At 68.3% G+C, this 26,452-nt stretch carries 24 protein-coding genes; 16 read left to right on the top strand and 8 right to left on the bottom strand.

Features of this window, described 5'->3' with window-relative positions:
* The 4 genes from sdhA to QMG61_RS12970 form a co-directional block, all read right to left on the bottom strand.
* Positions 1-1,815 (bottom strand): succinate dehydrogenase flavoprotein subunit, encoded by a 1,815-nt coding sequence (gene sdhA, locus QMG61_RS12985; protein ID WP_283494749.1) that lies wholly within the window; start codon positions 1,813-1,815, stop codon positions 1-3.
* Positions 1,816-1,833: 18 nt separating this feature from the next.
* The gene (locus QMG61_RS12980; protein ID WP_283494748.1) at positions 1,834-2,286 is read right to left on the bottom strand and encodes a succinate dehydrogenase hydrophobic membrane anchor subunit; all 453 of its coding nucleotides are present in this window, start codon (positions 2,284-2,286) and stop codon (positions 1,834-1,836) included.
* 11 nt (positions 2,287-2,297) lie between these two features.
* Positions 2,298-2,714 (bottom strand): succinate dehydrogenase, cytochrome b556 subunit, encoded by a 417-nt coding sequence (sdhC, locus tag QMG61_RS12975; protein ID WP_283494747.1) that lies wholly within the window; start codon positions 2,712-2,714, stop codon positions 2,298-2,300.
* A gap of 113 nt (positions 2,715-2,827) precedes the next feature.
* On the bottom strand, positions 2,828-3,982 hold the full coding sequence (locus tag QMG61_RS12970) for a glycosyltransferase family 4 protein (RefSeq protein WP_283494746.1): 1,155 nt from the start codon (positions 3,980-3,982) through the stop codon (positions 2,828-2,830).
* Positions 3,983-4,060: 78 nt separating this feature from the next.
* Here QMG61_RS12970 and QMG61_RS12965 point away from each other — a divergent pair, with 78 nt between their 5' ends.
* From QMG61_RS12965 to QMG61_RS12920, 10 genes are all read left to right on the top strand, one after another.
* The gene (locus QMG61_RS12965; protein ID WP_283494745.1) at positions 4,061-5,182 is read left to right on the top strand and encodes a mannose-1-phosphate guanylyltransferase; all 1,122 of its coding nucleotides are present in this window, start codon (positions 4,061-4,063) and stop codon (positions 5,180-5,182) included.
* Positions 5,183-5,413: 231 nt separating this feature from the next.
* Positions 5,414-6,463 (top strand): BMP family lipoprotein, encoded by a 1,050-nt coding sequence (locus tag QMG61_RS12960; protein WP_283494744.1) that lies wholly within the window; start codon positions 5,414-5,416, stop codon positions 6,461-6,463.
* 227 nt (positions 6,464-6,690) lie between these two features.
* A complete protein-coding gene (locus QMG61_RS12955) occupies positions 6,691-8,211 on the top strand; it encodes an ABC transporter ATP-binding protein (RefSeq protein WP_283494743.1) in 1,521 nt (506 codons plus the stop codon).
* Entirely contained in the window at positions 8,208-9,473 is a 1,266-nt protein-coding gene (locus QMG61_RS12950; RefSeq protein ID WP_283494742.1) for an ABC transporter permease, read from the top strand. The genes QMG61_RS12955 and QMG61_RS12950 overlap by 4 nt, the downstream gene beginning before the upstream one ends.
* A complete protein-coding gene (locus tag QMG61_RS12945) occupies positions 9,470-10,765 on the top strand; it encodes an ABC transporter permease (protein ID WP_283494741.1) in 1,296 nt (431 codons plus the stop codon). Before QMG61_RS12950 ends, QMG61_RS12945 begins: the two co-directional genes overlap by 4 nt.
* On the top strand, positions 10,762-11,199 hold the full coding sequence (locus QMG61_RS12940) for a cytidine deaminase (protein ID WP_283494740.1): 438 nt from the start codon (positions 10,762-10,764) through the stop codon (positions 11,197-11,199). The genes QMG61_RS12945 and QMG61_RS12940 overlap by 4 nt, the downstream gene beginning before the upstream one ends.
* A gap of 2 nt (positions 11,200-11,201) precedes the next feature.
* Complete coding sequence (locus tag QMG61_RS12935; RefSeq protein WP_283494739.1) at positions 11,202-12,515, top strand: thymidine phosphorylase; 1,314 nt, start codon at positions 11,202-11,204, stop codon at positions 12,513-12,515.
* 133 nt (positions 12,516-12,648) lie between these two features.
* The gene (locus QMG61_RS12930; protein ID WP_283494773.1) at positions 12,649-13,764 is read left to right on the top strand and encodes an adenosine deaminase; all 1,116 of its coding nucleotides are present in this window, start codon (positions 12,649-12,651) and stop codon (positions 13,762-13,764) included.
* A gap of 37 nt (positions 13,765-13,801) precedes the next feature.
* Entirely contained in the window at positions 13,802-14,263 is a 462-nt protein-coding gene (locus tag QMG61_RS12925; protein WP_283494738.1) for a PTS sugar transporter subunit IIA, read from the top strand.
* The gene (locus tag QMG61_RS12920) at positions 14,263-14,535 is read left to right on the top strand and encodes a PTS sugar transporter subunit IIB (protein WP_283494737.1); all 273 of its coding nucleotides are present in this window, start codon (positions 14,263-14,265) and stop codon (positions 14,533-14,535) included. The genes QMG61_RS12925 and QMG61_RS12920 overlap by 1 nt, the downstream gene beginning before the upstream one ends.
* Before the next feature lie 52 nt (positions 14,536-14,587).
* On the opposite strand, the gene QMG61_RS12915 is transcribed toward QMG61_RS12920, so the two are convergent.
* Both QMG61_RS12915 and QMG61_RS12910 read right to left on the bottom strand, forming a co-directional pair.
* Positions 14,588-16,306 carry a phospho-sugar mutase gene (locus QMG61_RS12915; protein ID WP_283494772.1) on the bottom strand — a complete coding sequence of 573 codons (1,719 nt, stop codon included), beginning with the start codon at positions 16,304-16,306 and terminating at the stop codon, positions 14,588-14,590.
* Between the two features lie 71 nt (positions 16,307-16,377).
* A complete protein-coding gene (locus QMG61_RS12910; protein WP_283494736.1) occupies positions 16,378-17,211 on the bottom strand; it encodes a purine-nucleoside phosphorylase in 834 nt (277 codons plus the stop codon).
* A 160-nt stretch (positions 17,212-17,371) separates the two neighbouring features.
* Here QMG61_RS12910 and QMG61_RS12905 point away from each other — a divergent pair, with 160 nt between their 5' ends.
* Positions 17,372-18,808, top strand: a complete 1,437-nt coding sequence (locus tag QMG61_RS12905) for an NAD(P)H-quinone dehydrogenase (protein WP_283494735.1) — start codon at positions 17,372-17,374, stop codon at positions 18,806-18,808.
* Positions 18,809-18,881: 73 nt separating this feature from the next.
* Here the strand turns inward: QMG61_RS12905 and QMG61_RS12900 are convergent, their stop codons facing one another.
* Together QMG61_RS12900 and QMG61_RS12895 are read right to left on the bottom strand one after the other, a co-directional pair.
* Positions 18,882-20,657: an acetyl/propionyl/methylcrotonyl-CoA carboxylase subunit alpha gene (locus QMG61_RS12900; protein WP_283494734.1), complete on the bottom strand. Its 1,776-nt coding sequence runs from the start codon at positions 20,655-20,657 to the stop codon at positions 18,882-18,884.
* A 109-nt stretch (positions 20,658-20,766) separates the two neighbouring features.
* The gene (locus QMG61_RS12895) at positions 20,767-21,423 is read right to left on the bottom strand and encodes a Maf family protein (protein ID WP_283494733.1); all 657 of its coding nucleotides are present in this window, start codon (positions 21,421-21,423) and stop codon (positions 20,767-20,769) included.
* A gap of 45 nt (positions 21,424-21,468) precedes the next feature.
* On the opposite strand from QMG61_RS12895, the gene QMG61_RS12890 reads away from it, so the two are divergent.
* The 5 genes from QMG61_RS12890 (at position 21,469) to QMG61_RS12870 (ending at position 26,221) form a co-directional block, all read left to right on the top strand.
* Positions 21,469-22,782, top strand: coding sequence for a class I SAM-dependent RNA methyltransferase (locus QMG61_RS12890; RefSeq protein WP_283494732.1), 1,314 nt, complete (start codon positions 21,469-21,471; stop codon positions 22,780-22,782).
* A gap of 115 nt (positions 22,783-22,897) precedes the next feature.
* Complete coding sequence (locus tag QMG61_RS12885) at positions 22,898-23,554, top strand: response regulator transcription factor (RefSeq protein ID WP_502847040.1); 657 nt, start codon at positions 22,898-22,900, stop codon at positions 23,552-23,554.
* Positions 23,541-24,890 (top strand): sensor histidine kinase, encoded by a 1,350-nt coding sequence (locus tag QMG61_RS12880; RefSeq protein ID WP_283494731.1) that lies wholly within the window; start codon positions 23,541-23,543, stop codon positions 24,888-24,890. Before QMG61_RS12885 ends, QMG61_RS12880 begins: the two co-directional genes overlap by 14 nt.
* A complete protein-coding gene (locus QMG61_RS12875) occupies positions 24,887-25,948 on the top strand; it encodes a DUF8320 family protein (RefSeq protein ID WP_283494730.1) in 1,062 nt (353 codons plus the stop codon). The genes QMG61_RS12880 and QMG61_RS12875 overlap by 4 nt, the downstream gene beginning before the upstream one ends.
* Before the next feature lie 147 nt (positions 25,949-26,095).
* The gene (locus QMG61_RS12870) at positions 26,096-26,221 is read left to right on the top strand and encodes a hypothetical protein (protein ID WP_283494729.1); all 126 of its coding nucleotides are present in this window, start codon (positions 26,096-26,098) and stop codon (positions 26,219-26,221) included.
* The last annotated feature ends 231 nt before the right edge of the window (positions 26,222-26,452 follow it).

Raw genomic sequence — 26,452 nt, 5'->3', positions numbered from 1 at the left:
TCAGTACTTCCTTTCCATCGGCTGGTAGCGCGTGATGGTGACGGGCTTCCAGTCGAGCGCGATGTGGTCGGCCGCGTCGGCCGAGAGGGGATCACCGGTGAGGTACGCCATGGTGTGCACGAGGTAGTTCTCGTCGTCGCGCAGGGGGAAGTCGTCGCGCATGTGGCCGCCGCGGCTCTCCTTGCGGTTGCGGGCCGAGTAGACGACGACCTCGGCGAGGTCGAGCAGGAAGCCGAGCTCGACGGCCTCGAGCAGGTCGGTGTTGAACCGGCGGCCCTTGTCCTGAACCCCGATGTTCTTGTAGCGCTCGCGCAGACCGTGGATCACATTGGTGACGTCGGAGAGCGACTCGTCGGTGCGGAAGACCTGCGCCTTCGCGTCCATGGTCTCCTGCAGTTCCTTGCGGAGCACCGCGATGCGCTCGGTTCCGGTCGAGGAGCGGATGCCCTCGAGCAGACCGCGCACGGCCTTCGCCGGGTCGGCGGGCAGCGGCACGAACTCGGCCGTTTTGACGTACTCGACGGCGTTGTTCCCGGCGCGCTTGCCGAAGACGTTGATGTCGAGCAGTGAGTTGGTGCCGAGCCGGTTGGAGCCGTGCACGGACACGCAGGCGCACTCGCCGGCCGCGTATAGGCCAGGCACGACGGTGGTGTTGTTGCGCAGCACCTCCGCGTTGACGTTGGTCGGGATGCCGCCCATCGCGTAGTGCGCGGTCGGCATCACCGGCACCGGCTCGGTGACCGGGTCGACGCCGAGGTAGGTGCGGGCGAACTCGGTGATGTCGGGCAGCTTGGTCTCGAGCACCTCCGCGCCGAGGTGGGTGCAGTCGAGGTACAGGTAGTCCTTGTTCGGTCCGGCGCCGCGGCCCTCCGCGACCTCCTTGACCATGCAGCGCGCGATGATGTCGCGCGGGGCGAGGTCCTTGATCGTCGGGGCGTACCGTTCCATGAACCGTTCGCCTGCCGCGTTGCGCAGGATTGCTCCCTCGCCGCGCGCGCCCTCGGTGAGCAGGATGCCGAGCCCGGCAAGGCCGGTCGGGTGGAACTGGAAGAACTCCATGTCCTCGAGGGGGAGGCCCTTGCGCCAGATGATGCCGACGCCGTCGCCGGTCAGCGTGTGCGCGTTCGAGGTGGTCTTGTAGATCTTGCCGAACCCGCCGGTGGCGAAGATGAACGCCTTCGCCTGGAAGACGTGCAGCTCGCCGCTGGACAGGTCGTAGGCGACGACGCCGGACGGCTGGTCCACCCCGTCGACCGATGTCATGATCAGGTCGAGCACGTAGTACTCGTTGAAGAAGTTGATGCCGCGCTTGACGCAGTTCTGGTAAAGCGTCTGGAGGATCATGTGACCGGTGCGGTCCGCGGCGTAGCAGGCCCGGCGAACCGGCGCCTTGCCGTGGTCGCTGGTGTGCCCGCCGAAGCGACGCTGGTCGATCTTGCCCTCAGGGGTGCGGTTGAAGGGCAGGCCCATGTTCTCGAGGTCGATGACCGCGTCGATGGCTTCCTTGGCCAGGATCTCGGCCGCGTCCTGGTCGACGAGGTAGTCGCCGCCCTTGACGGTGTCGAACGTGTGCCATTCCCAGTTGTCTTCTTCGACGTTGGCGAGGGCCGCGGCCATCCCGCCCTGGGCCGCACCGGTGTGCGAGCGCGTCGGGTAGAGCTTGGAGATCACGGCCGTGCTTGCGCCGGGACCGGCCTCGATGGCGGCACGCATGCCTGCCCCACCTGCTCCCACGATCACAATGTCGAACTGGTGGTAGTGAACGCCATCAACGATGGTGGACTCCGTGGGTGCTGTTGTGGGTGCATCCGTCATGGTGTGTGTGTGCAGCTCCTAGCTGGCCGAGCAGAACGAGGGGAGAAGGTCGGCGGGCGCGCCGGCCGGGCAGGGGTCGAAGGTGAAGACGACGAGCGTGCCGAGCACGATCAGGATCACGACCGCCGCCAGGATTGCGGACTTGAGGATGCCGCGGGTCAGGCGCTGAGTGGCGTAGTCGTTGACCAGGGTGCGCATGCCGTTGCCGCCGTGGATCAGCGCGAGCCAGAGCATGAGCACGTCCCAGACCATCCAGAACGGGGTGGTCAGCTTGCCGGCGACGAAGGCGAAGTTGAGGGCGCTGACTCCCTCACCGACCATCAGGTTCACGAAGAGGTGGCCGAAAATGAGCACGACCAGCACGACGCCGGAGACGCGCATGTAGATCCAGCCCCACTTCTCCCAGTTGATGCCGCGTTTCTTCGGCGACCGGGAGTACGGGCTGCGGGGGGCTTCGATAGTGGTTGACATGTCGTCCCCTCCTAGTGGCTGAACACGTTGATGAGGTGGCGGGGAACGAAGCCGAGCATGGTGACGACCCAGAGTCCGATCACGACGTAGAACATGAGCCTCTGATACTTCGCATTCCAGAAGTCGATCAGGATGATCCGGATGCCGTTGAAGGCGTGGAACACGATGGCCGCGACGAGCGCGGTCTCACCGAGACCCATGATCGGCGTCTGGTAGCTCGAAATGACCGCGTTGTAAGCCTCGGGGCTCACGCGCACGAGCGCGGTATCCAGAATGTGGACCAGCAAGAAGAAGAAGATCGCCACACCGGTGATGCGGTGCAGGACCCATGACCACATGCCCTCGCGGCCCCGGTACAGGGTGCCTGCGGGGCGACGTGATGCGGTCTTCTGCTGGGATGTATGTGTCTCCGCCGCTTGCTGTGGCATGACCAACCCTCCCTGGCTGATAACGGCCACGACGATGTCAGGCCGACAGTGCGCAGAACGCACGTGAGACCATCCTAAGTGTCTCTGCGCCGAGATATTATCCCCGGGGCCCTCTAGCGCTGCATTGAGAGCGGAACCGATACCGTGGCCCGCACGGCGGAGCGTTCGTCGACGACCTGCTCGTAGTAGTCGAGCAGGGTGCCGCACACCGTTTCCCATGATCGGCCGAGCACGCTGCGGCGGCCCGACTCGCCCATCCGGTGACGGAGCGCCGCGTCGCCGGCGAGGAGGGAAACGCAGCGGCGCAGGTCCCGCTCGTCGTCCGGGGTGAACAGCAGACCGTTCTCGCCGTGGGCGACCAGATCGATCGGCCCGCCGGCCCGCGGGGCGACCACGGGCAGGCCGGCGGCGTGTGCCTCCTGGATGGTCTGGCCGAAGGTCTCCTCGGTACCGGCGTGCAGGAAGACGTCGAAGCTCGCGTACGCCGCGGCCAGTTCGGCCCCGGCCAGCCGGCCGAGCCAGGTCACGGGCATCCCGGCCAGTTCCCGCCCGATCGAGGCCTCGGACGGACCGGCCCCGACCAGGGCGAGACGGATGCCCGGCACGCCGCGCAGGGCGCGGAACCGTTCGACCTGCTTCTCCGGGGCCATCCGGCCGACGTAGCCGATGACCACCTCGCCGTTCGGGGCCAGCCGCCGGCGCAGGGCGGTGACCGCCGTGTTCCCGCGATGGTTCGGGTGGTATCCGTCCAGGTCCACCCCGCGGGTCCAGTGGGCCAGCCGTCGCAGCCCGATCCGGCGCAGATCCCGCATCGACGCGGTCGACGGCACCAGGGTGAGGTCGGCGCCCTCATGAACCCACTTGACGAAACGCCAGGCCGCGGCCTGGGCCTGGCCGAGCCCGTTACGGCGGGCGTATCCGGCCACATCCGTTTGGAACACGGCGACGCTGGGAATGTCCAGGCGGTTCGCCGCGGCGATTCCCTGCGCGCCGAGCAGGAACGGGGACGCGGCGTGCAGCAGGTCAGGGCGGAACTCGGTCAGCAGCCGGTGCACGTGCGGGCTGGGCATCCCCACGGGGAACTGCCGGTAGGACAGCGCCGGAACGCTGTGCACGGGGAAGCCGGCGTACTCGGCCGGGGCGCCGGCCGGGGCGATCAGGATGGCCTGGTGCCCGGTGCGTGCAAGGTGCTCGAGCACCTTGCAGACGCTGGTGGTGACTCCGCTGACGGTGGGCAGGAAACTTTCGGTGATGAGCGCAACCCTCATGCCGCGAAACTAACCGGCGGCCGCGTCCGGCCGGTGAATGCACGGTGAACGGCGGCGAACGGGCGGTAGTCTGGCCGGATGCCAGCTACTTCGGATGCCCTCGCTCGCTTCTACAGCGTGATCCCGGCAGGCGGGATCGGATCGCGCCTCTGGCCGCTGTCGCGCGCGGACGCCCCCAAGTTTCTGCACGACCTGACCGGTTCCGGCCAGACCCTGCTGCGCGACACCTGGGACCGGCTGGCGCCTCTGTCCGGCGACCAGCGGATCATGGTCGTGACCGGGCGCGCGCACCGTGCCGCCGTCGAGGCGCAGCTTCCCGAACTGGCCGACCACAATGTCGTCCTGGAGAGTGAGCCGCGGGAGTCGACCGCGGCGATCGGCCTGGCCGCCGCCATCCTCGAGAAACGCGAACCCGGGGTGATCATCGGCTCCTTTGCCGCTGACCACGTGATCAAGGGGCCGATCCTGTTCCGCCAGGCGGTGTCGGAGGCGGTCGCCGCCGCCGACGACGGCTACATCGTGACCATCGGCATCCGTCCCACCGAACCGGCCATCGGGTTCGGGTACATCAAGACCTCCGGCGCGCTCGACATCGATGGGGCGGAGAGCGCACTGTCGGTGGACTCCTTCGTCGAGAAGCCTGACCTGGCCACAGCCAAGGACTACCTGCACGACGGCCGCTACCTCTGGAACGCCGGCATGTTCATCGCCCGCGCCGACCGGCTGCTCGAGGAGATCGGCGCCGCGGAGCCGGAACTGCTCGCCGGTCTGCTCGAACTCGCCGAGGTCTGGGACACGCCGCGGCGCGGCGCGGTCGTCGACCGGGTCTGGCCGCGCCTGAAGAAGATCGCGATTGACTACTCCGTCGCCGAACCCGTCGCGGCCAGGGGAAAGCTGGCCGTGATCCCCGGGCAATTCGACTGGGACGACGTCGGCGATTTCGCCTCGATCGCGAAGATCCACGCGAACGGGCGCAAGCGAGACCTCGCCATCCTCGGCGAGGGAGCCCGTGTTCTCGCCGATTCCTCGAGCGGCATCGTGGTCAGCCACACCGGACGGATGATCGCGCTGATCGGCGTGGAAGATATCGTCGTCGTCGATACGCCCGACGCACTGCTCGTCACCACCAGCGCGAACGCGCAGAAGGTCAAGGCCGTCGTGGACGCCCTCAAGCTTTCCGGCAGTACCGACGTCCTCTGACCCCGGACAATACCCCGGTGCGACACGCATTCGCGCCACGGGCCCCGCTCGAATGTCGCGGATTTGTAACCATTCGCCTGCAGCCCGAGTTTGCTCATCTGAGCAGTGAAACAAACGGTAACGTGTAGTCCAACACAGCCCCTGCGGACCCACGCCGGGCGACCATAGGAGGTCATTTTGACAATCACGAAACGTAGGACCGTTTTCAGCGGTCTTGCAACGCTCGGCGTTGTGGCCCTGTTATCAGCCTGCGCGCCGGCACCGACCGACGGCGGATCGTCCGGATCTGCCGCGGCGTCCGACTACCTGCCCTGCATCGTCTCCGACTTCGGCGGCTTCGATGACAAGTCGTTCAACCAGTCCAGCTTCGATGGAATCACCCAGGCCGCCGACGAGCTCGGGATCGAGTTCAAGCAGGCCGAATCCAAGTCGGAAGACCAGTACGCGAGCAACACCAGCAGCATGGTCGACCAGGGCTGCAACTTCGTACTCACCGTCGGCTTCGCCCTCGCCAACGCGACGCGCGACGCGGCCCAGGCCAGCCCCGACACTCACTTCGCGCTCATCGACTCGGCCATCTCCAACGATGACTTCAGCCCGCTGACGCTCGACAACGTGAAGCCGGTCCTCTACGACACCGCCCAGGCCGCGTTCCTGGCCGGCTACCTCGCCGCCGGAACCAGCAAGACCGGAGTCGTCGGAACCTACGGCGGACTGCAGTTCCCGTCCGTCACCATCTTCATGGACGGCTTCGCCGACGGCGTGACGTACTACAACACCGCGAAGGGCGCGGACGTCAAGGTCCTCGGCTGGGACAAGGCCGCTCAGACCGGTCTCTTCGCCGGCAGCTTCGACGACATCAACCAGGGCAAGGCGCTCAGCACCGGTCTGATCGACCAGCGCGCAGACGTCATCCTCCCGGTTGCCGGACCGCTCTTCCAGGGCACCGCGCAGGCCATCCAGGACTCCGGCAAGGACGTCGCCATCATCGGTGTCGACAGTGACCTGTTCGAGACCACGCCCGAGTTCAAGTCCATGTACCTCACCTCGGTGCTCAAGCAGATGGCCGCCGCGACCAAGCAGATCATCGTCGACGATTCGAAGGGTGACTTCTCGTCCGCCCCGTACGTGGGCACGCTCGAGAACAAGGGCGTCGACATCGCCCCGCTGCACGACTGGGAATCCAAGGTCGACCCGGCGCTCGTCAAGGAGGTGGAGGCCCTCAAGGCCGACATCATCAGTGGCAAGCTCAAGGTCGAGTCTCCTTCCGCCCCGAAGTAGTCCAGAGCGCACCGCAGCAGCACCAGCACCACAGCACCGAAGCACCACAGCACCGAAGCACCACAATGCGGGGAGGCCAGCGACACGCTGGCCTCCCCGTTTCGTTTAAGGGCCGGCGGCCGCGCAGAAGAGCGGATGCCACCAACATATGAGCAAAACGGTTTGCAACGACCATCATTCGAGCAGGCGCCACATCATCTGCTCGTCCACTCAATAGAATCGGGACTATGAAGCTCGAACTTCGCGGCATTACGAAGAAATTCGGTGCCCTGGTCGCGAACGACCACATCAACCTCACCGTCGAGGCTGGCGAAATCCATGCGCTGTTGGGAGAGAACGGCGCTGGAAAGTCAACCCTCATGAACGTGCTCTACGGCCTGTATCGGGCCGAAGAGGGCGAGATCCTGCTTGACGACGTCGTCCAGCATTTTGCCGGACCCGGCGATGCGATGGCGGCGGGGATCGGCATGGTGCACCAGCACTTCATGCTCATCCCGGTGTTCACCGTTGCCGAGAACGTCATGCTCGGTCACGAAGACACCAGGTCCGGTGGGCGACTCGACCTGGTGGCGGCCCGCAAACGAGTCCGCGAAATCTCCGAGCGGTTCGGCTTCGATGTCGACCCCGACGCCCTCGTCGAAGACCTCCCCGTCGGCGTGCAGCAGCGGGTCGAAATCATCAAGGCCGTCTCCCGCGACGCGAAGGTGCTCGTCTTCGACGAGCCGACCGCGGTGCTCACCCCGCAGGAGACCGACGAGCTCATGGTCATCATGAGGCAGCTCAAGGAGGCCGGCACCTCCATCGTCTTCATCACGCACAAACTGCGTGAGGTGCGCGCGGTCGCCGACCGGATCACCGTCATCCGCCTCGGCGCCGTCGTCGGCGAGGCCTCGCCAACCGCGTCGAACGTGGAACTGGCCACCATGATGGTCGGCCGCGCGGTCGATCTCACGGTGGACAAGGACCCCGCCGTGCCAGGCGACGCCGCCCTGTCGGTGCGAAATCTCAGCGTACTCAACGCGCGCGGCCAGGTTCTGGTCAACAACGTCAGTTTCGATGTGCACAACGGTGAGATCCTCGCGATCGCGGGGGTCCAGGGCAACGGCCAGACCGAACTCACCGAGGCGCTGATGGGCCTGCAGCCGCGGGTTTCCGGCGAGATCACGCTCGACGGCAAGTCGCTGCGCGGGCACTCTGTGCGCCAGGTGCTCGAGGCAGGGGTCGGCTTCGTGCCGGAGGACCGCAACGAGGACGGACTGGTCGGCGAGTTCACCATCGCCGAGAACCTCATGCTCGACCGGTCAAACGACAAGCCGTTCGTGAAAATGTGGAACGTGCAGCGCGCATTGCTGGCGAAATTCGCGGTGGACAAGGTCAAGGAATTCGACGTGCGTTCGCAGGGAATCGACACCCCGGTCGGCCGCCTCTCGGGCGGCAACCAGCAGAAGGTCGTGCTCGCCCGCGAGCTCAGCCGGGAGCTGCGGCTCTTCGTGGCGGCGCAGCCCACTCGCGGCCTCGACGTCGGCTCGATCGAATTCGTGCACGAACGGATCGTGGCGACTCGGGATGCCGGCACCCCGGTGATCGTGATCTCGACCGAACTCGACGAGGTCGCGGCCCTCGCCGACCGAGTCATGGTCATGTACCGCGGTCGCATCGTCGGAATCGTGCCGGGCGATACCCCGCGGGCCGTTCTGGGATTGATGATGGCGGGCGAAGCCCCCGCCGGAGAAGGAGCCGCAGCGTGAGCACCACACAGGGCCAGGCGCCCCAGCCCGGCACGGAGACCTCGCCGGCCGGCGAGCCCACCCGCTGGCACCGGATGTTCCGGGAGATCACCACGGGCAGTGCCATCATCTCGGTCCTCGCCGTCGTGCTGGCGCTCGTCGTCGGCGCCGTGATGATTGCCTTCACCAACAAAGACGTCCAGGCATCGGCCGGCTACTTCTTCTCCCGGCCGGGCGACACCCTGGTCGAGATCTGGAACTCGGTGGCCGGGGCGTACTCGGCGCTCTTCCAGGGGTCGATCTACAACTTCCGCCGGCCGAGTTTTGCCGACGGGATCAAGCCCCTCACCCAAACGCTCACCTTCGCAACCCCGCTGATCATGGCGGGCCTCGGGGTGGCGCTCGGCTTCCGGGCCGGCATGTTCAACATCGGCGGCCGCGGCCAGATGCTGATCGCGGCGGCCCTGGGCGGCTGGGTCGGATTCGCGGTCGACCTGCCCTACGGGCTGCACATGGTGGTCGCACTCGTCGTCGGAATCCTCGGTGGCGCCCTGTGGGGCGGCATCGTCGGTCTGCTCAAGGCCCGCACCGGCGCCCACGAGGTGATCACCACCATCATGCTCAACTATGTGGCGTTCTACCTGATCAGCTACCTGCTCCGTGACGGCTTCCTGAAGACCCCCGGCTCGAACAACCCCAAGAGCCCCGCCACCAAAGTGACGGCGGTCTTCCCCGACCTCCTCGGCCCGAGCTATACCCTGCACTTCGGGTTCATCCTGGCCATCGCCGCCACGATCTTCACCTGGTGGCTGCTCTCGCGTTCCAACCTGGGTTTCCAGTTCCGCGCCGTCGGGTTCAACCCCAACGCGGCCAGGGTGGCCGGGATCAGCGTCCAGCGGATGTACGTCTACGCGATGATGCTGTCCGGCGGACTGGTCGGCCTCGCCGGGATCAATCAGGTCCTGGGCACCAGCACCAGCGGATTCGGAGCCGGGCTCGACTCCAGCATCGGCTTCGACGCCATCACGGTCGCGCTGCTCGGCCGTTCCAAGCCCTGGGGGGTCTTCTGGGCCGGCATCCTGTTCGGCGCGTTCAAGGCCGGCGGGTTCTCGATGCAGGCCGCCGAGGGCGTGCCGATCGATATCGTGCTCGTCGTCCAGTCCCTGATCGTGCTGTTCATCGCGGCACCGCCACTCGTGCGGGCCATCTTCCGCCTTCCGGTGCCGGGCGCAGCCCGTCGCACGACCCAGCCCAACGTTTCCCAGGAGGTGGCAGCGAAATGAGCACCGTCGCTCCGGTCGTCCAGCCCGCAACAACCCCCGCGCCGAACGGCGGCGATTTCGAGTTCGTGAAGAGCTGGAAGGTGACGATCGCCCTGACGATCTTCACCGTCCTCGGGTTCATTCTCCTGGTGGCCTTCGGCCGGGACGGTGTCAGCACCATGAGGTTGTCCACCTCGAGGGACCTGATCCAGCTTCCCGACCTCGAACTGCCCACCAGGGTCACCGGCATCGTGATCAGCGTCCTGCTGCTCCTGATCACCGGCGTGAGCGCCTGGCTGGTACGGGCGAAGACCAAGGCGCCGATCTGGCTGATCGCGGTCTACGCCGTGCTGCTGCTGGTCGGCTTCCTGGCCTGGGCCGCTGCCGACAAGTCCATCCCGGTGCCCGGGCTGCTGTTCGGGTCGCTCAGCCTGGCCGTGCCGCTCATCTTCGGTGCGCTCGGCGGCGTCATCTCCGAACGTGCGGGCGTGGTCAACATCGCGATCGAGGGTCAGCTGCTGGCCGGCGCGTTCACCTCGGCCCTGGTCGCATCGCTGACCAACCAACCGCTCCTCGGCCTCGTGGCCGCGATGCTGGCCGGGACGCTCGTCTCGATGGTCCTGGCCTCCTTCTCGATCAAGTACTTCGTCGACCAGGTCATCGTCGGTGTCGTGCTCAACGTGCTCGTGATCGGGATGACCGGTTTTCTCTACTCGCAGGTGATGGCGCCGAACGCGGTGCTCCTGAACCAGCCGCCGCGGTTCGAGCGGATCAATATTCCGCTCCTGAGCGAGATCCCGATCATCGGCCCGGTGTTCTTCCGGCAGACCCTCATCGTGTACATCATGTACGTGGCCGTAGCCGTGGTCTATTACGGTATCTTCCACACCAAGTGGGGACTGCGCCTCCGCAGCGTCGGCGAGCACCCGCAGGCCGCAGACACCGTCGGAATCAACGTAGCCGCCACCCGGTTCTGGAACGTCTCGATCGCCGGCGCCGTGGTCGGCCTCGGCGGGGCGTACTTCACCCTCGGTTCGGTCGGCGCGTTCGGCAAGGAAATGACGGCCGGTGCCGGATTCATCGCGCTGGCCGCCGTGATCTTCGGACGCTGGGACCCGATCCGGGCCACCCTCGCCGCCCTGCTCTTCGGGTTCGCGAGTAACCTGCAGAACGTGCTCAGCATCATCGGCTCCCCGGTGCCGAGCGAGTTCATGCTCATGCTCCCGTACCTCGTCACGATCTTCGCCGTCGCCGGCCTGGTCGGCCAGTCCCGGGGACCTGCCGCCAGCGGCAAGCCGTACATCAAGTCGTGACCGGGTCGACAGCAGCGCCAGTGCCCTCCTCGGCCGACATCGATTGGGGCGTTCTTCGGGACGCCGCGGTCGAGGCGATGAGCCACGCCTACGCGCCGTACTCGCACTTCCCCGTCGGCGCCGCCGCGCTGGTCAGCGACGGACGGGTGATCACCGGATGCAACGTGGAGAACGCGTCCTACGGACTCACCCTGTGCGCCGAGTGCGCGCTCGTCTCCGTGCTGCACCTCACCGGAGGGGGCACCCTCGTCGCCTTCACCTGCGTCGACGGTGCCGGCGGCACGCTAATGCCCTGCGGCCGGTGCCGCCAACTGCTCTATGAACACTCGGCTCCCGGCATGCTGCTGGAAACCGTGTCGGGTGTGCGAACCATTGATGAAGTGTTGCCGGACGCCTTCGGGCCCCGGCAGCTCGCCGAATACCGGGAAGAGTGACCGTGAGCACCATCCAGAACACCATTGAGGCCTTCGACGCCGTCGACCTGATCCACACCAAGCGTGACCTGGGTGAGCTCAGCACCGCTCAGATCGACTGGCTGGTCGACGCGTACACGCGCGGCTACGTCGGTGACGAGCAGATGGCCGCGATGACCATGGCGATCTTCCTCAACGGGATGACCCGCCGCGAGATCAAAGACCTCACCATGGCGATGATCAACAGCGGCGAGCGGATGAGCTTCGCCGGCCTCGGCAAGCCGACCACCGACAAGCACTCCACCGGGGGTGTGGGCGACAAGATCACCCTGCCGCTGATGCCGCTGGTCGCCGTGTTCGGCGCGGCCGTGCCACAGCTGTCCGGCCGTGGCCTCGGCCACACCGGGGGCACCCTCGACAAGCTCGAATCCATCCCGGGCTGGCGGGCCAGTCTCACCAACGAGGAGATGTTCGCCCAGTTGCGCGAGACCGGCGGCGTCATCTGCGCTGCCGGCCGCGGGCTGGCTCCCGCCGACGGCAAGCTGTACGCGCTCCGCGACATCACCGGCACCGTGGAGGCGATCCCGCTGATCGCCTCGTCGATCATGTCGAAGAAGATCGCCGAGGGCACGAGCGCGCTGGTTCTCGACGTGAAGTTCGGATCCGGCGCCTTCCTCAAGGACATCGAACGTTCCCGTGAGCTGGCCCGCACCATGGTCGCGCTCGGCGAGGACGCCGGCGTGGCGATGTCGGCCCTGCTCACCAACATGAATGTGCCGCTCGGGCTCGCGATCGGCAACGCCAACGAGGTGCGCGAGTCCGTGGAGGTGCTGGCCGGTGGCGGCCCGTCGGATGTCGTCGAACTCACCGTCGCCCTGGCCAGGGAGATGCTCGACCTGGTCGGCATCACCGGCGTCGACGTCGAGGCCGCGCTGAAGGACGGCCGGGCGATGGACAAGTGGCGGGAAGTCATCCGCGCGCAGGGCGGCGACCCGGATGCGGCGCTGCCGGTTGCCCGGGAGACCCACGTCGTCACCGCCGAACGCGATGGTGTCCTGGTCGAGCAGCAGGCGCTGCCGTTCGGCATCGGCGCCTGGCGCCTCGGAGCCGGCCGTGCCCGCAAGCAGGACCCGGTTCAGCACGCCGCAGGGATTGACCTGCACGCCAAGCCCGGCGACACCGTGCGGGCGGGCCAGCCCCTGTTCACGCTCAGCGCCGACGAGCCGGAACGCTTCGCACGCGCCCTCGAGGCCGTCGAGGGCGCGTACCGGATCGGCGACCCCGGCGAGCCCATCCTTGACGGCGGCCCCCTGATCGCCGAGCGCATCGGCCGCTGAACCCGCCGCACCTCCGGGTTGCCGTGGCCAGGCACCCCGGAGACCGCCGTATCTCGGCTACCCGGTTGACGCCGTCGGGTTCGGGAATCAGGGAGACTCCCAGCGTCGTGGCCGGTAGATTGGACACGTGAACATGAGCCCTGAGGAATACCTGCTGCCCGGCGGCGTGAGCATCAACGCACTGCCGAAGATCTCCCTGCACGACCACCTCGACGGGGGGCTGCGCCCGGGCACCATCATCGAGCTGGCCCAGGCGATCGACTTCGCCCTGCCGAGCACCGTCCCTGCCGACCTGGCCGAGTGGTTTGCCGACCAGGCCAACTCCGGCTCCCTGGTCGAATACCTCAAGACCTTCGACGTCACCTGCGCCGTCATGCAGACCGCGGAGGGCCTGACCCGGGTCGCCCGTGAATTCGTCGAGGACCTCGTCGCGGACGGCGTCATCTACGGCGAGGTGCGCTGGGCGCCCGAGCAGCACCTGACCCGCGGCCTTACCCTCGATCAGACCGTCGAGGCCGTGCAGGCCGGCATCGAGGCCGGCATCGCCACCGCAGCCGCGGCGGGCCACAGCATCAAGATCGGCCAGCTGATCACGGCCATGCGGCACGCCGACCGAAGCCTCGAAATCGCCGAACTGGCCGTGCGGCACCGCACCGCCGGCGTCGTCGGCTTCGACATCGCCGGCGCCGAACTCGGTTTCCCGGCACACAACCACCGCGACGCGTTCGAATTCCTCGCCACCGCCTTCATGCCCGTCACCGTGCACGCCGGCGAGGCAGACGGCCTGGAGAGCATCCGCGGCGCCCTGTTCGACGGCAGGGCGCTGCGCCTCGGCCACGGAGTGCGCATCGCCGAGGACATCGTCGTCGGCCGTCAGGACGACGACGACAACACCTACGTCACCCTCGGCCCGGTGGCCCAGTGGGTGCGTGACCGGGAGATCGCGCTGGAACTGAGCCCGTCGTCCAACCTGCAGACCGGGGCGATCGCGGCCTGGGGCGACGACCTGCTCGACCACCCGTTCGACCTGCTCTACCAGCTCGGCTTCCGAGTCACCGTCAATACCGACAACCGGTTGATGAGTGCGACCACCCTGAGCAAGGAGCTGGCCATGCTCAGCGACGCGTTCGGCTACGACGTCGATGACCTCGAGGTCTTCCAGCTCAACGCCGCGCAGGCGGCATTCCTCCCGCTCGAGGAGCGCGAGGAACTGGCCGACGCCATCGTCGCCGGCTTCGAAGGGGTCTGACCCCGATGTTCGACCGATTGACACCGTGAAAGTTCCCATGCCACTGCCTCCCCTCCCCACCGACGCAATCGCGATCGGCGTTCACGTCGCTGACTGGCGCGGCGCGGTTTCCGCTGCCGGTGATGCTCTGGAGCGCTCGGGATCGACCTCGCACGAGTACACGAAGCGCATGATCGGCGTGATCGACGAGTTCGGCGCCTACGTCGTGATCGCGCCGGGGCTTGCCCTGGCGCACGCCCGGCCGGGTCCGGACGTGCACACCGAGGGTTTGAGCGTCGTCACCCTGGCTGAGCCGGTCGCGTTCGGGCACCCGCACAACGACCCGGTCAGCGTCGTGCTCGGCCTGGCCGTGACCAGCGGTGACGAGCACGTGCTGCTCGTCGCGGAGCTGGCCAATGTGTTCAACGACCCCCACGTGATACCGGCGCTCGCGGCGGCTTCGGATGTCGACAGCATCCGTGCCCTGCTCGGTGTCACCGCACCAGCCGAGGAGCTGTAATGAAGATCGTCGCCCTGTGTGGTGTCGGAATCGGCACGTCCGCGATTCTCAAGGTCAACGCCGAGCGCGCCCTGGCGCGCCTGGAGATCGAGGCGGATGTGACCGCGACGGACGTTGCCGGGGTGCAGAAGGTCGGCTTTGACGCTCAGGTCATCCTCACCTCGTCCGAGCTGGTGGAGGCGATCGGCAAGACCAACGCCGACGTCATCGTGATCGAAAACTACTTCGACGTGGACGAGCTCGTCGCGAAACTGGAAACCGCACTGGGCTAGCCGCGCCCCGCCACGTTGCGCGGGAACTGCGCCTGCGGCCGGGCGCGCGCGACTAGCTGATCAGCTCGCGCATGCCGCGGTCGAGCTCGGCGAGGGCGGCCTCGGCCGCCGCCTTCCGCTCGGTCACGGTGCCGTCGGTGCTGCTCGTGTCCAGGTACACCTTGAGTTTGGGTTCCGTGCCGCTCGGGCGCACCATCACGCGGGAACCGTCGACGAGCCGGATCCGCAGCACATCGCTGGGCGGGAGGCCGTTGAAGCCGGCCGAGAGGTCGTCGATGTGGTCGACCCGGATGCTGCCGATCGACGCCGGCGGGTTTTCACGCAACCGGGTCATCACGCGTTCGATCTCGGTGAGGTCGGTCACCCGAACCGAGATCTGGCCGGAGGCGAAGTGGCCGAACCTGGCGCTGAACCGGTCGAGGTGGTCGGAGAGCGTGAGGCCGTCGGCCTTGAGGTCGCTGACCAGGGAGAGCAGGGCCACCGCGGCGGAGATACCGTCCTTGTCGCGCACGGTGCCCGGGTTCACGAGGTAGCCGAGGGCCTCCTCGTAGCCGAAGATCAGGTTGGGCGCCCTGGACACCCATTTGAAGCCGGTCAGGGTGTCGGCGAAGCGCAGCCCGTAGGCCGCGGCGACCGCCTGCAGGGCGGGAGAGGACACGATCGAACAGGCGAGAGTGCCGTCGGCCCCGCCGTCGCCCGCCGCGTCCTGCGCGAGTTCGGCGGCCCGCCAGCCGAGGATGGCACCGACCTCATTGCCGCTCAGTCGACGGTAGCCGGTGCCGGAGTCCGGGTCGGGGATCGCAATCGCGAGCCGGTCGGCGTCCGGGTCGTTCGCGATGATCAGTTCGGCACCGGCTTCCCTGGCCGTCTGGTACGACAGGTCGAGGGCGCCGGGCTCCTCAGGGTTGGGGAACGCCACCGTGGGGAAATGGCCGTCAGGGGCGATTTGGGCGTCGACGAGGGTCGGCAGGTCGAAGCCCGCGGCCTCGAACACGCGCCGGGTGGTGTCCCAGCCCACCCCGTGCAGGGCGGTGTACACGGTGTTCACCTGCGCGCGCGGGGGATGGGCGATACCGGCGGTGGCGTCGATGTAGGCCTGCACGACGGACTCGGGCGCCGTCTCATAGGCGGCGCGGGGCAGGTCGGGCACGCGCTGCTCGGTCGCCACCCGGAGGATCTCGGTGGCGATGTGAGCGTCGTCGGGGGAGACGATCTGCGAGCCCTTGTTCGCGCCGCCGAGGTAGACCTTGTAGCCGTTGTCCTGCGGCGGGTTGTGCGACGCGGTGACCATCACGCCGGCGGCCGTGTCGAGGTGTCGCACCGCGAAGGCGAGCACGGGGGTGGGCAGCAGGCGGGGGAGCAGGATGGCGTGCACCCCGGCACCGGACATGATGGCCGCCGTGTCGGTGGCGAAGACGTGCGAGTTCTTGCGTCCGTCGTAGCCGATCACGACCGAGGGCGTCTGCCCCGGAGCGGCGGCGGCGCGGAGATACGCGGCGAGACCGGCGGCGGCCTGGGAGACGAGCACGCGGTTCATCCGGTTTGAGCCGGCCGCGATCGCACCGCGGAGGCCCGCGGTGCCGAAGGCGAGTCGTTCGTCGAAGCGGGAGTGCAGCTCGGTGATGGCGGCGGGGTCGCCGTCGCCGGCGCCTCGCACCAGCAGGCGCAGCTCGGCCTGGGTTTCGGAGTCCGGGTCCTGATCCAGCCAGGCGTTGGCCTTGCGGATCAGTGCCGTCGCGGCATCCGTTGTGTCGATGATGTCGAGCACCATGGTGTCGGGAAGCACCGGTTCCGGGGTGTCGCCGGCCGGGGACTCGTCCTGGCCGGCCGTGCCGTCGAGGCTCACAGTGCGGCCACGATCCGGGCGAGCAGCGCGCCGATGACGGGCTCGGCCAGTTTCCCGGCCTCGAGCACCTCGCCGTGGCTGAGCGGCTCCTTCTGGATGCCGGCGGCCAGGTTGGTGATCAAGGAGAGCCCGAGGATCTCCATCCCGGCCTGGCGGGCCGCGATGGCCTCCAGTGCGGTGGACATGCCGACGATGTGGCCGCCGATCGCCTTCGCCATCTGCACTTCGGCGGGGGTCTCGTAGTGCGGGCCGCGGAACTGGCAGTAGACGCCCTCGTCGAGCGTCGGGTCGATGGTGCGGGCCAGGGCGCGCAGGCGTGCCGAGTACAGGTCGGTGAGGTCGACGAAGGTCGCGCCCTCCAACGGGGAGTCGGCCGTGAGGTTGATGTGGTCGCTGATCAGCACAGGGGTTCCGGGCGTCCACGTTTCGCGGATGCCTCCGGCACCGTTGGTGAGGATCATGGTCGACACGCCCGTTGCCGCGGCCGTGCGCACACTGTGCACGACCCGGCGCACGCCGTGGCCCTCGTAGTAGTGGGTGCGGGCGCCAATGATGAGGGCGCGCTTTCCGCTGGGCAGCAACACCGACCGCAGCATGCCGGCGTGGCCGACCAGGGCGGGGGCGCTGAAACCCGTGATCTCCTGGGCGGGGATCGTGTGCGTGGTCTCGCCGATCAGGTCCGCGGCCTTGCCCCAGCCGCTGCCCAGGGTGAGTGCGATGTCGTGCCGGGCGACGCCGGTACGCGCGGCGATCTCGTCGGCCGCGATGCGCGCGACGTCGAACGGATCGGTTTCTGGCGCGTCGAGCGGGTTGTTATCGGTCTTCAGCATGCCCCCACTCTAATTGCCCGACCATTTCACCGGCGATCCTCTCCCCCCACTTGCGGTGATTTCGCTCATTCGCGCACGACCGCGGCGGCATCCGCCCGCCGAAGGGGGAATCGGCAGCTGCGGTTTGGCGGCGGAGCCCCGGGCACGGGAGAATACGACCATGGCCTACGAGTTCGAACGCAAGCAGCGCATCGCTATCCTCGGCGGAGGGCCCGGCGGTTACGAGGCCGCCCTGGCGGGTGCCCAGCAGGGAGCCGAGGTCACCCTGGTCGAGCGGGTCGGTGTCGGCGGCTCCGCCGTGATCACGGATGTCGTCCCCTCCAAATCCCTCATCGCCACGGCCGAGGCCACCAACTCCATCGGTGACGCCACCGACCTGGGCGTGCAACTGTTCGTGCGCGGCGACACCGGCCGCCCCGCCCGCCCCGAGGTGGCCGTCAACCTGGCCGCCGTCAACAAGAGACTTCTCGCCCTCGCCCGGCAGCAGTCCGAGGACATGAAGGCCACGCTGATGCGGGCCGGGGTGCACCTCGTCAGCGGCCACGGCCGGCTCGACGGCACCAGTGGCGTCATCGTCTCCACCACCGAAGACGGTTCAGGCACCGACTTCGACCGGATCGACGCGGACACGATCGTCGTGTCGGTCGGGGCCACGCCGCGCATCCTGCCGACGGCGATCCCCGATGGTGAGCGCATCCTCAGCTGGACCGAGCTCTACAACCTGCGCGCCGTCCCGGAGCACCTCATCGTGGTCGGGTCCGGCGTGACCGGGGCCGAGTTCGCCTCCGCCTACCGGGCTCTCGGTGCGAAGGTCACCCTGATTTCCAGCCGCGACCAGGTGCTTCCCGGCGAGGACGCCGACGCGGCCGCCGTGATCGAGAACGTGTTCAAACGCAATGGCATGGTCGTGCTGAACAAGTCGCGCGCGTCCTCCGTCGTACGCACGGACACGGGCGTGCTGGCGACTCTGGCGGACGGCCGCACCGTCGCGGGCAGTCACTGCCTGATCGCCGTCGGCTCCGTGCCGAACACCTCAGGCATCGGCCTCGAGGAGGCCGGGGTGCAGGTCTCCGAGTCCGGCCACATCCGGGTGAACCGGGTGGCGCGCACGTCGATCCCGAACATCTACGCGGCCGGCGACTGCACGACCGAGCTGCCGCTGGCATCCGTTGCCTCGATGATGGGCCGCACCGCGGTGTTCCACGCGATGGGCGACGCGGTCAACCCGATCGAGATTCGCAACGTCGCGGCGAACATCTTCACCCAGCCCGAGATCGCCACGGTCGGTTGGACCCAGAAGCAGATCGAGGACGGCCTCACCCGCGGCATCATCTACAAGCTGGCGCTGTCGTCGAACCCCCGCGCCAAGATGATGGGGATCAAGGACGGTTTCGTGAAGCTGTTCGCGACCACGACCACCGGCACCGTCATCGGCGGCGTGATTGTGGCGCCCAAGGCCAGCGAGCTCATCTTCCCGCTCGCTCTCGCGGTCGAGCACCGGCTGACCGTGGACGAGGTGGCCCGGGCGTTCCCGGTCTATCCGTCGCTCACCGGGTCGATCACGGATGCCGCGCGCGCCATGCACATCGTGGCCTAGCACTCGGGGCGTTACGCGCTCAGTTACGCAAAAAGCACCTTCGCCCGCGGGGCGAAGGTGCTTTTTACGTGTCTCAGGCGGGCTGGTCCGTCACGGACATCAGCAGGGAGCCGGAGGCGACGGTGGTGCCGACGAGCGCCTCGATGCTGCCGACCATTCCGTCCTTGTGCGCGGTGAGGGGCTGTTCCATCTTCATCGCCTCGAGCACCAGGAGCAGATCGCCCTTGACGACGATGTCGCCCTCGGCCACGGCCAGCTTGACCACGGTCGCCTGCATCGGCGCGTGCACTGAGTCGCCGGTCGCGGTGTTCACCGCGTGGGCGCCGCTGCGGCGACGGGGGGCCGGCCCCGCGGTGTTCTCGGAGGCCGCGCCGGGGAGCAGCCGCACGGGAAGGCTGACCTCGACCCGACGCCCATCGACCTCGACCACGACGTTGTGTCGCTTGGCCGGCCCGGTGGGCTCTTCGAGCGAGCCGCTCCACGGGTCGATGTCGTTCTCGAACTCGGTCTCGATCCAGCGCGTGTAGATCGAGAAAGGCTCGCCGTCCAGCGGGGCGAAGGCGGGATCGCGCACGATCTTGCGGTGGAACGGGAGCACGGTGGGGAGGCCGGCGATCTCGAACTCGTCGAGGGCGCGCCGGGAACGCTCGAGGGCTTCCTGCCGGGTGGCGCCGGTGACGATGAGCTTGGCGAGCAGGGAGTCGAACGAGCCGGAGATCACGTCGCCGGCCTGCACGCCGCTGTCGACGCGAACGCCGGGGCCGCTCGCCGGCTTGAACACGTGCACGGGCCCGGGGGAGGGCATGAAGCCCCGGCCGGCATCTTCGCCGTTGATCCGGAACTCGAAGGAATGGCCGGTGGGAACGGGGTCCGGGTAGTCCAGGCTCTCGCCCTCCGCCAGACGGAACTGCTCGCGGACGAGGTCGATTCCGGTCACTTCCTCAGACACCGGGTGTTCGACCTGCAGTCGGGTGTTCACCTCGAGGAAGGAGACGGTGCCGTCCTGTCCGATCAGGAACTCGCAGGTACCGGCACCGACATAGCCGACCTCCTTGAGGATGGCCTTGGAGGCCCGGTACATCTCCGCCTGCTGGGCGTCGGTCAGGAACGGGGCCGGGGCTTCCTCGACGAGTTTCTGGTGCCTGCGCTGCAGGGAGCAGTCCCTGGTGGAGACGACGACCACGTTGCCGTGGACGTCGGCGAGGCACTGGGTCTCCACGTGACGGGGCTTGTCCAGGTACTTCTCGACGAAGCATTCGCCGCGCCCGAAGGCCGCGACGGCCTCCCGGGTGGCCGAATCGAAGAGCTCCGGCACCTCTTCGCGGGTGCGGACGACCTTGAGGCCGCGCCCTCCGCCACCGAAGGCGGCCTTGATCGCAACGGGCAGGCCGTGCAGGTCGACGAAGTCGAGTACCTCGGCCGCGTCGATCACGGGGTTCAGGGTGCCGGGCGCCATCGGCGCGTGCACCTTCTCCGCGACGTGGCGGGCGGAGACCTTGTCGCCGAGCTTCTCGATCGCCTCGGGTGACGGGCCGATCCAGATCAGTCCGGCATTGATCACGGCCCGGGCGAAGTCGGCGTTCTCGGCGAGGAAGCCGTAGCCGGGGTGCACGGCGTCGGCGCCGGACCGCCTGGCCACCGAGAGGATCTTCTCGATCACGAGGTAGGTTTCGGCGCTGGTCGTTCCGTCGAGTCCGTAGGCCTCGTCGGCAAGGTGCGCATGCACGTTGTCACGATCCTGATCGGCGTAGACGGCGACCGAGAGTATGCCGCTGTCTTTCGCGGCTCGGATAACCCGGACGGCGATCTCGCCCCGGTTGGCGATGAGGACCTTCGTTATTCGCGACACAGTGCCTTAGCTTATGGTGCCTGCACCCCGACGTTTTGGTTCTGTCCCACAAAAAGATGTGTGAGAAAGGTGCTGATGCCTACAAACGGGTCCGGGCGAGGGTCGTGGGTCAGGCCGACCGGCCGCGATTCCACAGGCTCGGCCAGGAATGGCCCAGCCGGTTGACCAGCCGGCGCAGCGTCGGCAGTGACAAGCCCACCACGGTGGATGGGTCGCCGTCGATGTGCGTAATGAACGGCGCGCCGAGGCTGTCGATCGTGAATGCACCGGCGACGAACAGCGGTTCGCCTGTGGCGATGTACGCGTCGAGTTCGTCGTCGTCGATGTCGTCGGCGAAGGTGACGTCCGCGACCGCCACCGCGCCGACCGCCCGCCCGGCCTCCCCGTTCGTGTGCTCGATCAGCCAGTGGCCGGAGTAGAGCTGCCCGGTGCGCCCGCGCTGCAACTGCCAGCGTTGCCTCGCCTTCTCAGCGGTGTGCGGCTTGCCGTAGATGACCTCGTCGATCACGAACACCGAGTCCCCGCCGAGGATGAGACCGTCCACGGTTGATCCGGCGTCGCAGAGCGCGGTGGACACCGCCTCCGCCTTCGCCCTGGCGAGCAGCTCGACCACCCGATGCGGGGTGAGCGGCGCACCGGCTTGCCGGGCGGCCTCCGTGGCCACGGCATCCTCGTCGACGTCCGGCGCCATCGTGACCGGTTCGATCCCCGAAGAACGCAGCAGCGTCAGGCGGGCGGGAGAGGTCGAGGCGAGGTAGAGGCGCATGGTTCCTTTGGTGCGACGGTAGGAGCGATGTGGGATGCTCAAGGGATGGGCACCAGCAACGAAAACCAGTCGATTCCGGGCGAGCAGTCCGCCGAAGTGGGCACCGAACTCGAACTCGACGTCACCAACGTAGCCCACGGCGGCATCTTCGTTGCCCGGCACGAGGGGCGCGTGGTCTTCGTCAGCGACACCCTGCCCGGCGAGCGGGTGCGCGCGAGACTGACGTCGGCCAGCCACAAGAGCTTCTGGCGGGCGGAGACGATCGAGGTGCTCGACGCCGCCCCCGAGCGCCAGCCGCACATCTGGGCGTCCGCCGCCCTCGAACGCGACCCGGAGGACCGGGCCGGCGGCGCCGAGTTCGGGCACATCGAACTGGGCCACCAGCGCGAACTGAAGCGCCAGGTGCTCGCCGACGCCCTCAAACGGATGGCGAAGATCGAGACGGATGTCACGGTCGAGCCGGTCCCGGTGGGCCCCAACGCGTCACCCGGCGATGCCGCCGACGGCACGGGCTGGCGCACCAGGGTGCGCCTCCACGTCGCCGAGGACGGATCGGTCGGGCCTTACGCGGCCAGAAGCCACCGGGTCATCCCGGTCGGTGACCTGCCGCTCGCGGACCGGCTGCTCGAGGCGGCCGCGCCGCTCGACCAGCTCTTTCGCGGGGCCGCATCCGTCGACGTGGTCGCGCCGAGCCTCGGCACCGTGCAGGTGCTTGTGGCCGAGCAGGACGCGAACGGCCGACGCCGCCCGACGCCGCGCAACCTGATTCGCGAGGTCGTCGGCGAACGCGAGTTCCGACTGGATGCCGCCGGTTTTTGGCAGGTGCACGCACGCGCAGCCGAGACGCTGTACCGCACGGTGCAGGACACCATCGATGCCGACACGTTCGACCTGAAGGCCGCAAACCTCGACCTCTACGGCGGGGTCGGCCTTCTCGCGGCGGCCGTCGGCGATCGGTTCGGCAGCGCGGTGCGGATCACCTCGGTCGAGAGCGACGCGCAAGCCACCGACTTCGCCGCCGAGAACCTTGCCGAATGGGTTGGCGCGAGCGTGCAGACCGCCAGGGTCGACCGGTTCCTGGCCGGCCTGGTGTGGGACTCGTCCGCGGCAGACCGGGCGAGGCAGCAGGCAGCCACGGTCGTGCTTGACCCGCCCAGGGCCGGGGCCGGCAAGGAGGTCATCGACCAGCTCGGTGCCCTCGGTCCTCGCCAGATCGTCTATGTGGCCTGCGACCCGGTGGCGCTCGCCCGCGACATCGCCCTGCTCGCCGGGCACGGCTATGAGCTCCGTCGGCTGCGGGCGTTCGACCTGTTCCCGAATACCCACCATGTCGAAGCCGTCGCGCTGCTCACCAGATAGCTATCGTTGACCTGTGCGACTAAGTGAGGACGTAGACCCCGTGACAGAACCGATTGCACCGCTGGAATCGCCGGCAGGCCAGGAGCCGGGTACCGGAACGGCCCTCGATCATCCGGTGCGGGTCGGCATCGCCGATGACCACGAATCGGTTCGGCTGGGGATCAAGACGGCCTGCGAGAACGCCGGCTACGACGTCCTCTTCGCCGCGGCCACGGTGCAGGGCCTCATCGACGGCATCGCCGGCCGGGCCGTCGACGTGATCGTGCTCGACCTGTCGCTCGGTGACGGCTCGCTCGTCACCGACAATGTCCGCAACGCCCGGAGCACCGGCGCCTCGGTGCTCGTGCACAGCATCGCGGACCGGGTCGCCATGGTCAGGGAGGCGCTGGCCGCCGGCGCTGCCGGGGTGATCCCCAAGTCCTCGCCGACGACGACCGTGATGGCGGCCGTCGCATCCGTCGCCCGCGGCGACGTGCTCAACAACCTCGAATGGGCGACCGCGATCGACGCGGACCGCGACTTCGCCAAGGCCCAGCTGGGCCGTCGCGAGCGTGACGTGCTCCACCTCTACGCCTCGGGGCTGCCGCTGAAGATGGTCGCGATGCAGCTCGGCATCGCGCATTCCACAGCACGGGAGTACCTCGACCGGATCCGGGTGAAGTACGTCGAGGTGGGCCGGCCAGCCCCGACGAAGGTTGATCTGCTGCGTCGTGCGGTCGAGGATGGCATCCTTCCCGGACTTGACCCGGACGGCGGGGATGGCCGAGGCTAGGGCAGCGGCCGCACTCCCACTCCGGGCTGGCGGGGCGAAACGCGCAGGCCGGGCCACGGAGACGACCACCCTGGGGTTCCCGGACGGACTCGACGTCGACCTCATCGCCGGGCCCAAACAACCCCGCAACCCGATCAGTCGCACCCGGATCGAAACGGTCGTCTCACGCTCGGTCGCCAGTGTCGGCGTGATCTTCTCGCTCCAGGCGCTCCCGATCATGCTCGACCAGGGGCACCTGCGGCTACCGATCATGACCTTTCTCACGCCGCTGGCCCTGGCGCTCGGCGTCGGCGCCGTGGTTGTCGCCGCGATCACCAAACGGGGCGTGCGCGTGACCAGCGGCGCTGTCGCCGTGATCTACCTGCTCGCACTCGTCGGGTGGCCGTCCCTGATGCTCGACCCCGCCGCGGATCTCGACGGCAAGCCGTGGCTCTGGTACGTGTGCACCGTGGCCACGGCCAGCGCGGCAGTGTCATTCCCGCTGGTCTGGGCCGTGATCTACACGTTCCTCGCGCCGATCGTCTACGGTGTCGTGCGCACGCAGCCGTCCGGCGGCGGCGCCGACGTGCTCCTGGCCTCCCTCGACGCCGTCTACGCGATCATCCTCGGGCAGACCATTGTGATCATCATTTTCATGCTGCGTCAGACGGCGGCAGCGGTCGATTCCGCCCAGACGAATGCGTTGCACCAGTACGCGACGGCTGTCAGGCAGCACGCCACCGAGGTCGAGCGGGTGCAGGTCGACTCGATCGTGCACGACAGTGTCCTGGCCACGTTCCTGGCCACCGCGGCGGCCGGCAGCCCCAAGGCGGCTCAACTGGCCTCCGGGATGGCCGCTGACGCCCTCACCCGGCTCAACGAGGCAGCCATGGTCCCGGCCGGGGACGACAGCATGGAGCCGTTCAGCTCCCTGGCCGCGCAGATCCGCGACGCCGCCGCGAAGCTCGCCGCGCCGTTCACGATCGTCGAGTGCGAGATCGTCGGGCTCAGCCTCCCGGCTCACGCGAGCGATGCCCTCTTCGCGGCGAGTGTGCAGGCCATGGTCAACAGCGTCCAGCATGCCGGCGACGGCAGCAGCACCAATCCGAACCGCACTCTCACCATGCGCGCGAACTCGCAGGGCGGCTGCACGATCGAGGTCTCGGATGCCGGCGTCGGCTTCGACCCGGACCTGGTGCCGAGCGAGCGTCTGGGATTGCGCATTTCGATCCTGGAACGGATCGCCAGTGTCGGCGGGTCGGTGCAGATCTGTGCCAAGGTCGGCCGGGGGACCACCATCACCATCGAGTGGCCGGCTGACGTGTTGCCGGACAACACCGCGGAGGCACGCACATGATCACCGTGCCGCGCGGTCTCGTGCTCTCCCTCGCCGCCCTCTTCTCCGCGTACCACGTGGTGCTCGGCGTGTACTCGCTCAATCAGCCGAGAACGCCCGGCCCGGCCATCCTGGCGATCGCGGCTTATATCCTCGCGACGGTACTGAGCCTGTGGCCCACCAGTCCGATGCGGATGCCGGTCTGGCTGGCCTTCTTCAATGTCGCGGTCTGTGTGGCGATCCCGCTGCTCGTCGGCAGCCAGCTCGACGGCGCGGCCGACAACGGCTACGCCACCTGGTACGTCGCCGCCGTCGGCACGCTGATGACGATCACGGCCACGCGTCGCCGCCCTGCACTCGCCTGGATCGGGGCCGCTGCCCTGATCGTGCACACCATTTTCTGGGCCGGCCCGGCCGCCCTCGGTTCGATGGGCGTGATCGGCAGTGCCGTGTGGGTCGCCGTGGCGGTCATCCTCGCCCGCGCCCTCGCGAAGGCCGGCCGCGACGCCCGGCAGTATGCACTGGCCGAACGTGAGGCCACCGACTGGCAGGCGGCCCAGGAGGCTCACCTTTACGAGCGCCAGGTGAGGCTCGCACAGACGATCCGTCTGGCGGCGCCCATGCTGCGCCGGATCATCGCCAGGAATGGTGTGCTCAATGCGGACGAGCGTCAGGAATGCCGCTATCTCGAGGCGGCGGTGCGGGACGAAATTCGCGGCCGGAAGCTGCTCAACGAAGCCGTCCGCGAGCAGATCATGGCGGCCCGGCGGCGCGGCGCGATCGTGACCCTTCTGGACGAGGGCGGTGTCGATGACCTCCGAGGCCCCGAGCTGGAGGCGGTCCTCGACCTGCTTGCTGCCGCGATCGGGGGCACCAGCGCCGATTCGATCATCGCACGCACTGCCGGGGACGGCTCGGCCACTGCGGTCACCGTGGTCGGCCTGAGCAGCGCCGACGCCAGGCTGACCGCGCTCGGCCAGGAATCACCGGAGCCGGAGGTCGAGCTCTGGCTCGAGATCCCTCGTATCCCGGCGCCCGCCGATTCGACCGCGACCCGTACGGTGGTTGAGCCCGTCTAGGCCGGGACCGCCGGTGGTCGAGCCCGTCGAGACCCTCGCGGACGCTCAGCCTGGCCCGGTGGTCGAGCCCGTCGAGACCCTCGCGGACGCTCAGCCCGGCCCGGTGGTCGAGCCCGTCGAGACCCCGCGGACGCTCAGCCTGGCCCGGTGGTCGAGCGTGTCGAGACCCTCGCGGACGGTCAGCCCGGCCCGGTGGTCGAGCCTGTCGAGACCCTCGTGGACGGTCAGCCTGGCCCGGTGGTCGAGCCCGTCGAGACCCTCGCGGACGCTTAGTCTGGCCCGGTGGTCGAGCCTGTCGAGACCCTCGCGGACGGTCAGCCTGGCCCGGTGGTCGAGCCCGTCGAGACCCTCGCGGACGCTCAGTCTGGCCCGGTGGTCGAGCCTGTCGAGACCGGGGTGAGGGTGGGGTGTTGGGCGCGGTGGGTGGCGCCGGGGATCCAGGTGGTGGTGGTGCCGGCCCAGGCGGGGGCGGCGACCTGGGGTTTGCCGCGGATCATCCGGATT

Origin of the sequence: Cryobacterium sp. PH31-AA6 (genome assembly GCF_030063195.1) — a bacterium.
Taxonomy (GTDB): Bacteria; Actinomycetota; Actinomycetes; order Actinomycetales; family Microbacteriaceae; genus Cryobacterium.
This window is presented reverse-complemented; position numbering and strand designations above follow the sequence as displayed.

What these genes read in the sequence shown, in the direction of transcription:
- QMG61_RS12875 (WP_283494730.1), top strand. Translation starts at nt 24,887, where the DNA reads ATGATCACCGTGCCGCGCGGTCTCGTGCTCTCCCTCGCCGCCCTCTTC.
- QMG61_RS12895 (WP_283494733.1), bottom strand. Translation starts at nt 21,423, where the DNA reads ATGCGCCTCTACCTCGCCTCGACCTCTCCCGCCCGCCTGACGCTGCTG.
- QMG61_RS12920 (WP_283494737.1), top strand. Translation starts at nt 14,263, where the DNA reads ATGAAGATCGTCGCCCTGTGTGGTGTCGGAATCGGCACGTCCGCGATT.
- QMG61_RS12980 (WP_283494748.1), bottom strand. Translation starts at nt 2,286, where the DNA reads ATGTCAACCACTATCGAAGCCCCCCGCAGCCCGTACTCCCGGTCGCCG.
- QMG61_RS12910 (WP_283494736.1), bottom strand. Translation starts at nt 17,211, where the DNA reads ATGCTGAAGACCGATAACAACCCGCTCGACGCGCCAGAAACCGATCCG.
- QMG61_RS12945 (WP_283494741.1), top strand. Translation starts at nt 9,470, where the DNA reads ATGAGCACCGTCGCTCCGGTCGTCCAGCCCGCAACAACCCCCGCGCCG.
- sdhC (WP_283494747.1), bottom strand. Translation starts at nt 2,714, where the DNA reads ATGCCACAGCAAGCGGCGGAGACACATACATCCCAGCAGAAGACCGCA.
- QMG61_RS12930 (WP_283494773.1), top strand. Translation starts at nt 12,649, where the DNA reads ATGAGCCCTGAGGAATACCTGCTGCCCGGCGGCGTGAGCATCAACGCA.
- QMG61_RS12905 (WP_283494735.1), top strand. Translation starts at nt 17,372, where the DNA reads ATGGCCTACGAGTTCGAACGCAAGCAGCGCATCGCTATCCTCGGCGGA.
- QMG61_RS12925 (WP_283494738.1), top strand. Translation starts at nt 13,802, where the DNA reads ATGCCACTGCCTCCCCTCCCCACCGACGCAATCGCGATCGGCGTTCAC.
- QMG61_RS12915 (WP_283494772.1), bottom strand. Translation starts at nt 16,306, where the DNA reads ATGGTGCTCGACATCATCGACACAACGGATGCCGCGACGGCACTGATC.
- QMG61_RS12970 (WP_283494746.1), bottom strand. Translation starts at nt 3,982, where the DNA reads ATGAGGGTTGCGCTCATCACCGAAAGTTTCCTGCCCACCGTCAGCGGA.
- QMG61_RS12890 (WP_283494732.1), top strand. Translation starts at nt 21,469, where the DNA reads ATGGGCACCAGCAACGAAAACCAGTCGATTCCGGGCGAGCAGTCCGCC.
- QMG61_RS12965 (WP_283494745.1), top strand. Translation starts at nt 4,061, where the DNA reads ATGCCAGCTACTTCGGATGCCCTCGCTCGCTTCTACAGCGTGATCCCG.
- QMG61_RS12955 (WP_283494743.1), top strand. Translation starts at nt 6,691, where the DNA reads ATGAAGCTCGAACTTCGCGGCATTACGAAGAAATTCGGTGCCCTGGTC.
- sdhA (WP_283494749.1), bottom strand. Translation starts at nt 1,815, where the DNA reads ATGACGGATGCACCCACAACAGCACCCACGGAGTCCACCATCGTTGAT.
- QMG61_RS12880 (WP_283494731.1), top strand. Translation starts at nt 23,541, where the DNA reads ATGGCCGAGGCTAGGGCAGCGGCCGCACTCCCACTCCGGGCTGGCGGG.